Origin of the sequence: Algoriphagus mannitolivorans DSM 15301 (assembly GCF_000429425.1) — a bacterium.
Classification (GTDB): domain Bacteria; phylum Bacteroidota; class Bacteroidia; order Cytophagales; family Cyclobacteriaceae; genus Algoriphagus; species Algoriphagus mannitolivorans.
Genome location: NZ_AUBV01000008.1, coordinates 153,763 through 168,206, shown reverse-complemented (window position 1 = coordinate 168,206; position 14,444 = coordinate 153,763). Strand labels below are relative to the sequence as shown.

General features: G+C 43.8%; 11 protein-coding genes. 6 read left to right on the top strand and 5 right to left on the bottom strand.

What is annotated here, in order from left to right; all coding sequences use genetic code 11:
- Positions 1-53: 53 nt before the first annotated feature.
- The 4 genes from odhB (at position 54) to G458_RS0110595 (ending at position 4,313) form a co-directional block, all read left to right on the top strand.
- Positions 54-1,571, top strand: coding sequence for a 2-oxoglutarate dehydrogenase complex dihydrolipoyllysine-residue succinyltransferase (gene odhB / locus G458_RS0110610; RefSeq protein ID WP_026951890.1), 1,518 nt, complete (start codon positions 54-56; stop codon positions 1,569-1,571).
- Between the two features lie 204 nt (positions 1,572-1,775).
- A complete protein-coding gene (locus G458_RS22095) occupies positions 1,776-1,928 on the top strand; it encodes a four helix bundle protein (RefSeq protein WP_322786242.1) in 153 nt (50 codons plus the stop codon).
- Positions 1,929-2,058: 130 nt separating this feature from the next.
- Positions 2,059-3,456: a dihydrolipoyl dehydrogenase gene (gene lpdA / locus G458_RS0110600; RefSeq protein ID WP_026951888.1), complete on the top strand. Its 1,398-nt coding sequence runs from the start codon at positions 2,059-2,061 to the stop codon at positions 3,454-3,456.
- A gap of 83 nt (positions 3,457-3,539) precedes the next feature.
- Positions 3,540-4,313, top strand: coding sequence for a Rossmann-like and DUF2520 domain-containing protein (locus G458_RS0110595; protein ID WP_026951887.1), 774 nt, complete (start codon positions 3,540-3,542; stop codon positions 4,311-4,313).
- Here G458_RS0110595 and G458_RS0110590 read toward each other — a convergent pair whose 3' ends face one another.
- From G458_RS0110590 to G458_RS0110570, 5 genes are all read right to left on the bottom strand, one after another.
- On the bottom strand, positions 4,314-5,168 hold the full coding sequence (locus G458_RS0110590) for a pirin family protein (RefSeq protein WP_026951886.1): 855 nt from the start codon (positions 5,166-5,168) through the stop codon (positions 4,314-4,316).
- An 18-nt stretch (positions 5,169-5,186) separates the two neighbouring features.
- Positions 5,187-6,713, bottom strand: coding sequence for a carbon-nitrogen hydrolase family protein (locus G458_RS0110585; RefSeq protein WP_026951885.1), 1,527 nt, complete (start codon positions 6,711-6,713; stop codon positions 5,187-5,189).
- 19 nt (positions 6,714-6,732) lie between these two features.
- Complete coding sequence (locus G458_RS0110580) at positions 6,733-8,028, bottom strand: Zn-dependent hydrolase (RefSeq protein WP_026951884.1); 1,296 nt, start codon at positions 8,026-8,028, stop codon at positions 6,733-6,735.
- Between the two features lie 64 nt (positions 8,029-8,092).
- Positions 8,093-9,091, bottom strand: a complete 999-nt coding sequence (locus G458_RS0110575; RefSeq protein WP_026951883.1) for an acyl-ACP desaturase — start codon at positions 9,089-9,091, stop codon at positions 8,093-8,095.
- 160 nt (positions 9,092-9,251) lie between these two features.
- Entirely contained in the window at positions 9,252-10,130 is an 879-nt protein-coding gene (locus tag G458_RS0110570) for an SMP-30/gluconolactonase/LRE family protein (protein WP_026951882.1), read from the bottom strand.
- 233 nt (positions 10,131-10,363) lie between these two features.
- Between G458_RS0110570 and G458_RS0110565 the strand changes: the two genes are divergently transcribed.
- Entirely contained in the window at positions 10,364-11,620 is a 1,257-nt protein-coding gene (locus G458_RS0110565) for a dipeptidase (protein ID WP_026951881.1), read from the top strand.
- Positions 11,621-11,793: 173 nt separating this feature from the next.
- The gene (clpB, locus tag G458_RS0110560) at positions 11,794-14,412 is read left to right on the top strand and encodes an ATP-dependent chaperone ClpB (RefSeq protein WP_026951880.1); all 2,619 of its coding nucleotides are present in this window, start codon (positions 11,794-11,796) and stop codon (positions 14,410-14,412) included.
- Positions 14,413-14,444 lie beyond the last annotated feature (32 nt).

Here is a 14,444-nt window from a genome sequence, read left to right as displayed (position 1 = left end):
AAATCACAAAAAACCATCCTTCCTGAAAGATTTGAAGGAAAAATATTAGGACCATGAGCAAAGAAATGAGAGTACCCACAGTTGGAGAGTCTATCTCGGAAGTCACTGTAGGGCAATGGTTTAAAAAAGATGGAGATGTCGTTCAGATGGACGAAGTACTCTGTGAACTGGAGTCTGACAAGGCTACTTTTGAATTTCCCTCTGAAGCTGCAGGGGTATTGAGAATCAAAGCACAGGAAGGCGATACGCTTGAAATCGGTGGATTGATTTGTGTCATTGAAGAGACGGCTGAAGCCTCCTCTTCTGCTCCAGCTGCCGCACTAACTGCTGCCGCTCCTGCAAAAGCTCAGTCAACCGGTGAAGTGAAGGATATGATCGTTCCTACTGTCGGTGAGTCCATTACAGAGGTGACTTTGGCAAATTGGATCAAAAAAGACGGAGACTTTGTAACCTTGGACGAAATTATTGCTGAGGTAGATTCTGATAAAGCCACTTTTGAATTACCAGCTGAGGCTACCGGAATTCTTCGCCATGTTGCCAAAGAAGGTGATGTGCTGGAAATCGGTGGTATGATTTGTAAAATTGAAGTCACCGACTCCGCGCCAGCAGCTTCTTCTGCTCCAAGTGCTGAAGCTGCCCCAGCTTCTGCTGCTTCTGCCTCCACTAATTACGCTTCCGGACATGCATCTCCAGCTGCTTCAAAAATCCTATCTGAAAAAGGAATCCCAGCTTCGGCTGTTGCAGGAACAGGAAAGGATGGTAGAATCACCAAAGAAGATGCGTTGAGTGCTCAAAAACCAGCTTCTGCTCCTCAAGCAGCTCCTAGCCCAGCTCCAAAAGCTTCTGAGTCTGCTCCTGTAGCACCAGGTTCCAGAAATGTCAGAAGAGAAAAAATGTCTTCTCTTCGTAAGACTGTCTCCCGTCGCTTGGTCGCTGTAAAAAATGAAACAGCGATGTTGACCACCTTTAATGAGGTGAACATGAAGCCAATCATGGATTTGAGATCTAAGTTTAAGGATCAGTTCAAGGAAAAGCACGGTGTTGGACTAGGTTTCATGTCTTTCTTTACCAAGGCAGTATGTGTGGCCCTTCAGGAGTGGCCAGCAGTCAATGCGATGATCGATGGCAACGAGATCGTTTACAATGATTTCTGCGATATTTCCATTGCTGTGTCTGCTCCAAAAGGTCTTGTGGTTCCAGTAATCCGCAACGCAGAAGGAATGTCCTTCGACCAAATCGAAAAAGAAATCGTAAGGTTGGCTGGAAAAGCTCGAGACAACAAGCTTTCCATCGAGGAAATGACCGGTGGAACGTTCACCATTACCAATGGTGGTGTGTTTGGTTCCATGATGTCCACTCCGATTATCAATGCTCCTCAGTCAGCTATTCTAGGAATGCACAATATTGTGGAAAGACCTATGGCTGTAAACGGAGAGGTGAAAATCCTTCCAATGATGTATGTGGCCCTTTCTTATGATCACAGAATCATTGACGGTCGAGAATCTGTGAGCTTCCTAGTTCGAGTAAAACAACTTCTGGAAGATCCGACTCGATTGTTGTTTGGAGTTTGATTCTTTGTACGAAGTACTAAGTACAAAGTATTGAGATATAGTAAATAAGGAAGGGTTAGGTTAATTTGAGGAGACTATTTTTAACCTAAACCATTTTCTTATGAATCGTTACAAAGAATTACTTGTTTGGCAAAAGTCCATTGATTTGGCAGTTGAGGTTTATCAACTAACTGAAAAACTCCAAAAGAGGAGAAATTCGGGCTAATAAGTCAGATAAATAGAAGTGTAATTTCAATTCCTTCCAATATAGCAGAAGGAGCAGGAAGGAACACTCCGAAAGAATTCAACAATTTCTTGGGAATAGCCCAAGGCTCTTCATTTGAATTGGATACCCAATTAGTTATTTCAAATAGATGAGGATTATCAAAAACTTGGATTGCAACCAGAACATATCCAAAATATGGTTGCAAAGCTTAAAAAAAGTCTAAATGTTTAATTTCAGGATGCTTGGTACTTTGTACTTGGTGCCTGGTACAAAGATCAAAATATGTACGACGTCATAGTAATCGGTTCTGGTCCTGGGGGGTATGTAGCAGCGATTCGCTGCGCTCAGCTAGGTATGAAGACCGCAATAGTTGAAAAGTACTCTACCTTGGGCGGCACTTGCCTCAATGTAGGCTGTATTCCATCCAAAGCACTTTTGGACTCTTCTGAGCATTATCACAATGCCTCTCATACCTTCAAGACTCATGGGATTGAGGTCAAAGGCCTGAAAGTTGATTTGGGTCAGATGATCTCCCGGAAAGAGGATGTGGTCAAGCAAAATGTGGAAGGGATTCAGTTTTTGATGAAGAAAAATAAAATTGACGTTCATCAGGGCTTGGGATCTTTTGTCAACAACACTAAGGTGAAAGTGACCAAAGACGATGGTTCTTCTTCTGAGATTCAGGGGAAAAACATCATTATTGCTACAGGGTCCAAGCCTTCAACTTTGCCATTTATCAAGTTGGATAAGGACCGTGTCATCACTTCCACTGAAGCTTTGAAATTGAAAGAGATTCCAAAGCATCTGGTTGTAATCGGTGGCGGAGTAATTGGCCTGGAGCTAGGTTCAGTATATGCCCGTTTGGGAGCTAAAGTATCTGTGGTAGAATTTATGGATTCTATCATCCCTACCATGGACAGAACCATGGGTAAAGAGCTTCAAAAATCCCTGAAGAAAATCGGTTTCGAGTTTTTCCTTAAGCATAAAGTGACTTCTGTGGAAAACAAGGGTAAGGAAGTAACTGTGAAAGCTGAAGACTCCAAAGGCGAAACCATTGAAATCAAAGGTGATTACGTTTTGGTATCTATTGGTAGAAGACCTTATACCGATGGCCTGAATGCTGAAGCCGCTGGGGTGAAGTTGACTGAAAGAGGTCAGATTGAAGTAAATGATCATTTGCAGACCTCAGTCTCTAATATTTATGCAATCGGCGATGTGGTAAAAGGTGCTATGCTTGCCCACAAAGCTGAGGAAGAGGGTGTCTTTGTAGCAGAGACATTGGCAGGTCAAAAGCCACACATCAACTATAATCTGATCCCTGGGGTAGTATATACCTGGCCTGAAGTGGCTGCGGTTGGTTATACCGAAGAGCAACTGAAAGAAAAAGGAATCAAGTACAAGGCTGGAAAATTCCCGTTCATGGCCTCTGGAAGAGCCAGAGCTTCCATGGATACAGATGGACTAGTGAAAGTGCTGGCAGATGCTGAAACGGATGAAATACTAGGCGTACATATGATCGGTCCAAGGACAGCCGATATGATTGCTGAGGCCGTGGTAGCTATGGAATATCGGGCTTCTGCCGAAGATATTTCCAGAATGTCTCATGCTCATCCGACCTATACAGAAGCTTTCAAAGAGGCTTGTTTGGCAGCAACTGACAATAGAGCACTCCATATTTAAGAGAAGTTTAGAAAATTATTTAGAAGCCATCCTGATCTTTTGGGATGGCTTTTTCTTTTCTTCAAAATTGGCTTACTTCCCTTATGAAGTTCAAAATAGCCATTTTAGGAGCAGGAAATGTGGCTTGGCATCTCGCGCCGGCTTTGGAAGATGCAGGTCATGAGATCACCGAAGTCTATGCCAGGGATCTGAAAAAAGCCCAAGAAATCACCGAGCGTCTGTATGCTGCAGATCCAACTGATAACTTGGATTTTTCAGAAAGCAAAGCGGAGATTTTTATACTGGCAGTAAAAGATTCAGCGATTCCAGAGCTTGCAGATGAGGTTATTTTACCCGATGACAGTATTCTGGTACACACTTCGGGGGCAATGCCTTTGGATGTTTTAGGGTATAGTTCCGCTTCTTACATCGGGATTCTATATCCTCTCCAGTCTTTTACCAGAGGAAAGAAAATGGAAATGGATGAGGTGCCCTTTCTTCTGGAATCGGAGGATCAGCAGGTGCTTCAAAAACTCAAAAAACTGGCAAAAAGTATTTCTCCATTGGCCTATACTATCAAGTCTAAAGACCGGAGAGCTATTCATGTGGCGGCAGTATTTGCCAGTAATTTTTCCAATCATATGATCCGGATCGCTGAGGAAATCATGAGAAGGCAGGGGTTGGATTTTGAAATGCTCAAGCCCTTAATCATCGAGACGATATCCAAAAGCCTTCAAATCGGTGCAAAAAATGCTCAAACAGGTCCTGCAATCCGGGAAGACTATGAGACACTGGAAGAACACCATAAATTTTTGAGCTACAACGAGTCTATTGCTGAGATTTATAGGCTGGTTTCTCAGGATATTTTGGATAGCTGATCAATGATTCCAGGTTCCAAACTTTCCGGCTTGGTAATCTTCATAAGCTTCATAAATCTGTTGTTGTGTATTCATCACGAATGGTCCTTGTGCCACAACGGGTTCATTAAATGGCTTAGCATACCCCAAAATTACGATGGAGTCTTCCATAGCCTCTACTTGAATTTGGGATCCGGTGTTCTCAAATTCGATTAGATTTCTAAACTGAACCTCTTCTCCATTTACATCCAGCTCACCTCTTACGATGTAAAAGAATATATTTTCCTGTTCTGGAACCTCAATCTCAAATTTTCCTCCTTTTTTCAAATAATAAGTAGCCAGATTCAGAGGGAATTGACCTTCAAAGGCACCTTTTACTCCTGCATTATTTCCAAAAAGCTGTTGAACCTGCACTTTTCCTTCATCCAGTTCAAAGGAGGGAATTTGGTCTTTTTGCAAGCCAACATATGCGGGCGAGATCATTTTTTTAGCAGCGGGTAGGTTGAGCCATAGCTGGAGAATTTCCAGATCTCCTCCCTTTTTCTTGAATTCTGAGCTCGATACTTCAGAATGGATCAGCCCCTTTCCTGCAGTCATGTACTGCACCCCTCCTGGTCCAATTACCGATTCATGGCCTGAAGAATCCAAATGCATAATATCTCCTTCCAAAATGAATGTCACCGTTTCCATCCCCCGGTGTGGATGTGGACCAAAGGGAAGGCCTCTATTTCCAGCGGGATAGGTTTGAAAACCATGATGATTGAGAAAAAGAAAAGGATCAATCATCTGAAGACTCCTCGTGGGCATGGGACTGTAGGTCACCAAATCGGCAATGGGTCGATATTCTGCTTTATGGATTTTCTTAAGTACTCTCATGAATCAAATAGTCTAAAATTATTTCTTTCTCAATTCGAAAAGGTCCATTCGGCGGTCCTTGAGAGTTCTAACACTTCCAAATTCATTTAGTTCTCTCAAAAGAGATAGATCAACGTCTGCTATCAAGGTCATTTCTGTATTTGGGGTGGATTCTGCTTTTATTCCATTGGTAGGGAAAGCAAAGTCACAAGGTGTAATGACCATGGATTGGGCATACTGGATATCCATGTTATGCACTTTTGGAAGATTCCCTACACTTCCAGCCATCGCTACATAGCATTCATTTTCGATGGCCCTTGCCATGGCACAATTGCGCACTCTGGAGAATCCATTTTGAGTATCTGTCAGGAAGGGAATAAACAAAATGTCCATTCCTTGTTCTGCCAAGATTCTGGTGAGCTCTGGGAATTCTACATCATAGCTTACCAAAATGCCGATTTTTCCACAGTCGGTGTCAAAAGCTTTCAGCTGATGGCCTCCCTGCATTCCCCAAACTCTGGCTTCAAGGGGAGAAATGTGCAGCTTTTCGTAATGCTCCACACTTCCGTCTCTTTTGCACAGGTAGCCCACGCTGTAGAGTTTGCCGTCTATCATCTTCGGCATCGAGCCGGTGATGATATTGATGTTGTAGGAAATGGATATTTTGGAAAAGCGTTCTTTAATTTCTTCAGTATATTTTGCCAAGCTTCGGATGGCCTCCGCTTCAGGGAGGTCATTGAATTCGGCCATCACGGGGGCGTTGAAAAGCTCCGGGAAAAGCGCAAAATCACAGCGATATCCTGACACAGCATCCACAAAATATTCCGCCTGCTGCATCAATTCATCGATGTCTTTATAAGGCCTCATCTGCCATTGAATCAATCCTAATCTCACAATGGATTTAGTGGATAGGGCTTTTTTGGAGGGCTTTTGATAATAGATGTTGTTCCACTCCAGCATGATGGCAAAATCCTGGGAAGCGGCATCGCCTTCCAGATAATTAGTCAGAATCCGGGCAGGATGAAAATCATTGGCCAATTGGAAATTCAGAACAGGATCATAGATTTTTTTCATCTTGACTTGCTCCAGATACTCCTTTGGAGTGAACTGATCCGCATATCGATGGTAATTTGGAATCCTTCCTCCAAAAACGATTCCTTTAAGATTCAGTCTTTCGCAAAGTTCCTTGCGGTAATCATAAAGCCGGCGTCCCAGTCTCAGCCCTCTGAATTCGGGCTTTATAAATACGTCAATGCCATACAATAAATCGCCCTCATGGGTGTGGGATTCAAAGGTGAAATTTTCGGTAATGTCCACATAGGTATGTTCCCCTTCCAACTTGTCCTCATGAACAATGATGGAGAGTGCACACCCTGCCAGCTGTCCGTTGATTTTGATGACGACCTGTCCTTCGGGAAACTTCCTGATCAAAGTTTCAATTTGCGGTTCCTTCCAATAAGCATCGGGCATGGTGCGATAGGAAGACACCATGGCTTCTTTCAGTTCTTGGTAGTCACTGAGCTTTAACAATTCCAGGATGATGGATTCTATTTTTAGGTTATTCATAAAAAGGCTGCAAAAATTCTTATTTAAATAATCTGTCAATCTGTAAAATCGTTCCAAGGAGCACATTGGCTCCGTTGGCTATATCTTGTTTACTGGAAAATTCCTCAGGGGCATGACTGATGCCATCTTTACTGGGAATGAAAATCATCCCCATTGGGGCGAGTCTTGCCATTTCCTGGGCATCGTGTCCGGCTCCACTGGGAAGGCTTAGGGTGCTAAGTCCTAGGTTCTTGGCTTGAGCTTGGATAATTTCTCTTATTTTTTCGTCAGCCATGGCTGGGTGACTTGCTACTTCGATATGGTTGATGTCCAGCTCAGTTTGACTAGCAAAGGCAAGTTCTTTGGCCTTTTTTTCCAGATCAGCATAGATTTGCCAGATTTTTTCAGAGGAGAGATCTCTTAGCTCCACATTGACCTTGACTTCCCCGGGTATAACATTTCCTGCACCTGGGAAAGCTTGGATTTTTCCTACAGTGCCGACTTGGCGACCCTCATAGCTATTGACGATTTCGTTCACTGCCAACACAAATTTCGCCGCTGGAAGCATGGGATCTTTTCTCATATTCATTGGAGTGGTGCCGGCATGATTTGCTTTTCCTTTAAAAGTAAACTCCCACCATTCAATCGCGACAATACCTTCCACCACTCCGATATTAATTTTTTCCCGATCCAAATTGCCTCCTTGTTCGATATGCAATTCAAGAAATGCAGCGATATCACCGGGCTTTCTTTTGACCTCGGGGATTCTATCAGGATTCCCTCCCAGTTTTCGGATACCTTCTGCATGACTGATCCCTGCATTGCTGACCACATCTAGCGCAGAGGAGCTAAGAGAACCCACAAGCGCCCGGCTACCGATCACTCCGCCTTCTTCATTGGCAAAAATGATTACTTCCAAAGGGTGGTCTGTATATAATCTGTTTTCTGCCAAAGTTTTGACCACTTCTATTGCACTCATGGAGCCAACTGGACCATCGTAATCTCCTCCGTTGGGCACCTCATCGATATGTGATCCAAAAGAGATGGGTTTCATGGATGTGTTTTTGCCGATTCTTCTTCCGATGATATTGCCTGCATAATCAACGGAAACTTCCATTCCCGCATCCCGCATCAAGTTCATGACATAATCTCTGGCTCTGAGATCATGATCTGAATAAGCTACGCGGTCGGTTCCACCTTTTTCATTTTTTCCAAAAGTGGACAAGGTCATCAATGACTCATGCAGCCGGTCTGCATTGACTTTCAGATTTTGCGCATACGAGCTTAAAAAGAGAAATTCTAGGCAAAGGCTTAGAGTTAAAATATGGATTTTCATGTCTTAGGGATTTCTCGAAAGTATAGATACAAAAAAAGTCCCTTTTTTGAAGGGACTTGAGTTCTTATTTCAACCAGGCTAGTTTGACCTCGTCTGGTGCCTTTATCCGGTCAGCCAATCTCATGTAGCGATCCGCCAAGTTGGACAAATAATCCTGTGCTTTTGCTGCCAGATCGTTTAATCCTGTCACGGCTTCGATTTTCCAGAATTCTACCAAATGTTCGATGATTCGGGCATAATCCCAACCGGTATAGATCCCTACTTTCTGGGTGATTTCAGAAAAGTCCTTGTAAAGATTCGGTCTGTTCCCTCCTTCACCCATCAATACTGCAGGCATCACGATTTGCTTCCGCATCATTTTTTCAAATGCCACCATGGCTCCGCTAGGGTCGATTTCGAAGATTCTTCCCATAAAAGTTTTGTAAGCCTTTTCGTGTCTGGCTTCGTCTCCTGCAATGGTTTTGCAGATTCTTGAAAGCACATGGTCTCCGGCCTTGTCGGCTAGCTTGCCGGTGTTGACGTGAGAGATCTTTGTCGCTCTTTCCTGGAATGAAGTGTAGATCATTGCCTGATAAGGATCGGCATCCGTGTTGGCGTCGAATCCATTCGCAATTAATCTATGGATGGTGCGTTCTACAGCACCCATATCCACTCTTCCGGTTAGATAAAGGTATTTGTTTAACAGATCCCCGTGGCGGTTTTCTTCTGCTGTCCAGCTTTTGGACCAACGAACCCACCCGGATGGAGAGACCAGACTTCTGTCCTCGTTTATTCCTTCCAAGAGGTTGAAATAAGTTTGGTAGGAGGGAAGAGCCTCTTCTGTGATCATATTTCCAATCAAAGAGGTCAAAACAGTATCCGGAATACCTTCCGCACGCTGCTTTAACAACTTGATGTCTTCTAAAGCTTCAGGGTTGGATAAATCTGGAAGAAAATCGGAAGGCTGCCAGCATTCTTCCGGATCTACCAGCATATTTTCAACAGCGTCTGATACTAGGCTGTCTAGCTGGGAGATCACCTCCATGTTCTTTTCTAATTCGTAATTGATTTCTCCTGATTTCATAACTTGAATTTAATCCTAAAGGATTGTTTCCAAAGGTAACCACAAATAAGCGGATTTAAGTTAGAAAAACTTGATTTTGGATTTGAGTTTCCTTAAGGCGTTTCTTTATACAACGGATAAAGCCCCCTTGCGGAGGCTTTATCTAGATAAATTATCTGAATTAGTAGTCTAGCTTGTAGGCAGCGACTTTGTTTTTGAAGAAAGTGGGTACGTAAACGATCTTTTCGGCAGCATTGTAGCCGATGTCAGCGGTGTTGGATTCAGCAGCTTTTGTGTCCAACATCATGGTTTCTGTTGAATCGTTTGCAAACCAAATTTCACCAACCCATCTGGAAGCTACATAATTTCCGTCTCCCAAAATGATCAGTCCATCACCTCCAGTGACTTTGGAATTGATCAATGTGGTAGTTCCGTCGGCATTCCATTTTTTCAAACCGGATTCATCCAGCCCATAAATTGTTCCATCCGTGCCTACTGCAATCCCGTTGATACTGGTGTGTCCTTCAGAGACTGTCGTAATAGCCCCTTTTGAATAGGCGTGCACTTTTCCGGTATTCATATCCGTGAAATAAACTGTGCCATTATAGGCTGCTACATCATTCAAAAACTGAGCGCCTTCTACTTTCCATTTGTTCGAGATTTTCGCATTGGCAATGTCGATTTCAACAAACTCATCGATATCGGTCACGTAAAGCTTGCCATTAGAAATGGCCATCCCTTTAGGAGCATTCAATCCACTTACCCAGGAAGCGTTTAAGATTTTTCCATCTTGGGAAATAATTCCGATGGATCCTTTTCCGTCCTTTCCTAATGGATCTTGGCCTTCAATATTGGAAACGTAGATTGTTCCAGTGGCCTCATCAAAAAGAACCGATTCATTAGTCATCAACGAATCTGCAGTCTCCCAGAGCAAGGTAAGAGTCGGGGTTTTGGCGGCTTCAACTTCTTCTGCTACCTCTTCTGTTTTTTGAGGAGCACAGCTAAAAAGCAGTGCAGTGGCTGAAAACGCGAACAAAGAATTTTTAAGAATTGATTTCATAAAGTTTTGAAAGTATATGTTAGTCAAATTTCTGAATTTCTCACTGGAAAAGAAAATCCTGTTCTGGGTATGATTGTTTAGGGTTTTGAAAATTTTTGGCTAAAAAAACCTCGCTATGTCTCTAAAATATTTCGAAAGTGGATGGGATAAGCAAATTTGAAACCATTGGTGGATTTTTTCTAAGGGGATTGTCAAAAAGGTAATATCTTCCCATTTATCCCATCACTATTCCTATGAAGAAATATGTTTACGCTGCCTTCCTGATCGGAATGGCCTTTTCCTGTGCTCCCAAGGAGGAAGCTGTGGATTACACCAAAATGACCGATGAGGAAAGACTCAAGGTCGCTACCGAAATAGCCCAATCCACAATCATGGTCGATGGACATGTGGATTTGCCATACCGTATGAAAGTGGGCGGATTTACATTGCAGCGGGAAATTCTGGATGTTTCTGTAAGGACTCCTGATGGAAATTTTGATTACCCAAGAGCTAAGGAAGGCGGTCTGGATGCGCCTTTTATGTCGATCTATATCCCGGCTGGAAATCAGCAGATTCCCGGAGCTTCCAAGGCTCTTGCTGACTCATTGATCTTGATGACCGAGCGATTGGCAGCCACTTTTCCCGATAAATTTGCCATGGCCTACAGCCCGGCAGATATTGAAGCGAATTTTGCCAAAGGCTTGATTTCATTGCCTATGGGGATGGAAAATGGTGCAGGATTGGAGGATGATCTTTCCAATGTGGAATATTTCCATGGCCGGGGAATCCGCTACATAACCTTGACCCATGGCAAAGCTAATCTCATCGGAGACAGCAGCTACGACTCCATTCGGCCTTATGGAGGCTTGAGTGAGTTTGGAGAACAGGTGGTCAAAGAAATGAATCGAGTAGGAATCATGGTCGACCTGAGCCATGTGTCTGATGATACCTTTAAAGATGCATTGGCGATTACGCAAGTTCCGGTGATAGCTTCCCATTCCTCCGTGAGAAAGTTCACCCCGGGCTTTGAAAGAAATATGAGCGATGAACTCATTCAAGCTATGGCCAAAAATGGCGGCGTCATGATGATTAATTTTGGAGGTAGCTTTATTGATTCGGCCTATGCGGCAGGTTCTTCCAAAGTTCGGGAGCACTTAGTCAATTACATGGCTGAAAATAACCTGAGCAGGTCAGACTCAGCGTTTCGGGTATATGCAGAAGCTTATGCTGCTGCCAACAACCCTTTCCCGACTGTTCAGCGGGTCGCTGATCACATTGATCATGTAAAAAACCTGGTTGGAATCGATCATATTGGCCTAGGTTCGGACTTTGATGGAGTAGGAGATTCTCTTCCCACGGGATTGAAGGATGTTTCCATGTTTCCCAACCTGATTGCAGAATTGCTAAAAAGAGGATATTCCCGAGAAGATATTGAGAAAATCTGCTACAAAAACATCTTCCGTGTTTGGAAGGCAGTGGAAGAATTTGCTTCAAATTCCAAAAGTAAATAAGCGCTCAAAATCCTTTTGAATCATAAGCCTTGCTTTCTCAAGCAGGGCTTTTTTCTGTCAAAATTTCTGAGAAAATCCATTTCGATGTTCTTTTTCGGACAAATTGACCTTCTTTTTTACTTGGCGGAAGATTTGAGCCTAGGGGAAATGAACACTAGACCACTAACAACCCAATGGACTTTAAGCAATTTACCATCAAATCCCAAGAAGCGATTCAAAAGGCCGCCGAGTTGGCCACAGGAGCGGGACAACCCAATATTGAAACCGCCCACCTTTTGAAAGGAATTTTTTCTGAGGATGATAATGTCTCAGATTTTCTTCTGAAAAAATCAGGTACCAGCAAGCAGCTGATCAATCAACAATTAGAGGCTGAGTTGGCAAAAATACCCAAAGTAATCGGAGGAAATCAGCAACCCTATTTATCCAGCTCCGCCAACCAGGCGCTCATCAAAGCCAAGGACTATCTCAAAACTTTTGGAGATGAGTATGTGGCAATCGAACATTTATTGCTGGGTATTTTGGCTGGAAATGATTCTGTCGCACAACTATTGAAAAATCAGGGAATCGCAGAAAAAAACCTGATTGAAGCTATTAAGGAATTAAGAAAAGGAAATAAAGTGACTGATCCCAACGCAGAAAGCAAGTACAGGGCTTTGGAGAAATACTCCAAAAACCTAAATGACCTGGCCAAAAAGGGGAAAATTGACCCTGTTATTGGTCGGGATGAAGAGATTCGGCGCGTTTTGCAGATTTTGGCAAGACGGACAAAAAACAATCCCATTCTTTTGGGTGAGCCCGGAGTGGGAAAGACGGCTATCGTGGAAGGACTGGCTCAAAGAATCGTGTCCGGTGATGTTCCTGAAAACCTCAAGTCCAAGACTTTGATTTCTTTGGATATGGGGCTTCTCGTAGCTGGGGCCAAATACAAGGGGGAGTTTGAAGAGCGACTGAAAGCGGTGATTAAGGAAGTGACGGACTCTGAAGGAGAGATCATCCTATTCATTGACGAGATCCATACCCTGATTGGTGCCGGAGGAGGTGGGGAAGGTGCCATGGATGCAGCAAACCTGCTAAAACCAGCCTTGGCTCGTGGTGAATTGCATGCTATCGGCGCCACTACCTTGAAGGAATACCAGAAATATATAGAGAAAGACAAGGCACTCGAGCGTCGATTTCAGTCTGTCATTGTGGATGAGCCAGATTCGGCAGATGCAGTTTCTATTCTGAGAGGAATCAAGGATAAATATGAGCTTCACCATGGTGTCCGAATTAAGGATGACGCAGTCATTGCTGCGGTGGAGCTTTCGCAGAGATACATTACGGATCGATTCCTTCCTGATAAAGCCATTGACCTAATGGATGAAGCGGCAGCCAAGCTTCGGATGGAAATTGACTCCTTGCCTCAAGAACTCGATGAGCTAAATCGCAGGATCATGCAGTTGGAAATCGAGCGTGAGGCGATAAGACGTGAAAAAAATAAAGATAAAGAGGCGGTTCTTAGCAAGGAACTGGCCGAGCTCGGAGAGAAGAGAGATAGCGTGAAGGCCAAATGGGAAAGCGAAAAAGCAGTCATTACGGGCATTCAGCGCGAAAAGGAAGCGATCGAAAAGCTAAAACTTGAAGCTGAACAAGCCGAGCGTGCAGGAGACTTTGGAAAGGTGGCCGAAATACGATACGGCAAAATCGGGGAAGCAGAGAAGAAGCTTGAGACTTTCAAATCCCAATTGGCGGAAATGCAGGCCGGTTCTCCTTTGCTCAAGGAAGAAGTAGATCAAGAAGATATTGCTGCGGTCGTTTCCAAATGGACTGGTATTCCGGTCAGCAAAATGATTCAATCTGAGCGGGAAAAACTCCTGCATTTGGAGGATGAATTAGGTAAGCGGGTAGCTGGGCAACAAGAAGCAATTGCTGCACTTTCTGATGCGGTACGCCGAAGTCGAGCTGGATTGCAAGATCCTAAAAGACCGATTGGTAGTTTCATCTTTATGGGAACTACCGGTGTAGGAAAGACCGAGTTGGCCAAAGCTTTGGCAGAATACCTCTTCAATGATGAAAATGCCATGGTCCGAATTGACATGTCAGAATATCAGGAAAGGCATGCTGTAAGCCGTCTGGTGGGAGCGCCTCCAGGCTATGTCGGATATGATGAAGGGGGGCAATTGACCGAAGCGGTGAGAAGAAAACCTTACTCAGTCATTTTGCTGGATGAGATCGAAAAAGCCCATCCTGATGTGTTCAACATACTGCTCCAAGTCCTAGACGACGGGCGTCTTACGGATAACAAGGGCAGGATGGCCAATTTCAAAAACACCATCATCATTTTGACCACCAATATTGGTTCGCACTTGATTCAGGAGCGATTTGCCGAAATGGAGGAGTGGAACAAGGACGAGATCCTCGAGAAAACCAAAGCCGAAGTATTCGACTTGCTGAAAAAATCGGTAAGACCGGAGTTTCTCAACAGAATTGACGAAACGATTATGTTTGAGCCGCTGAACCGAGCGATTATCAGAAAGATCGTGGACATCCAATGGAGAGAAATCCAGAAAAGACTGGAGGAATCTCATATTGAGATTGAAGCCACTCGGGAAGTCTTGGATTATCTGGGAGAAGTTGGCTTCGATCCGCAGTTTGGAGCAAGACCGCTCAAGCGTACGATGCAGCGATTGGTGTTGAATGAGCTTTCCAAGCAGATTTTGGCAGGTTATATCAAAAGTGACTCTGCCGTCTTGGTGGATTTGGATGCGGACAAGCAGGTGTATTTTAAAAATGTCGATACCATAGAGGTATAAATTAATCCTCCTTTATTTTAACCCCTGAAGTC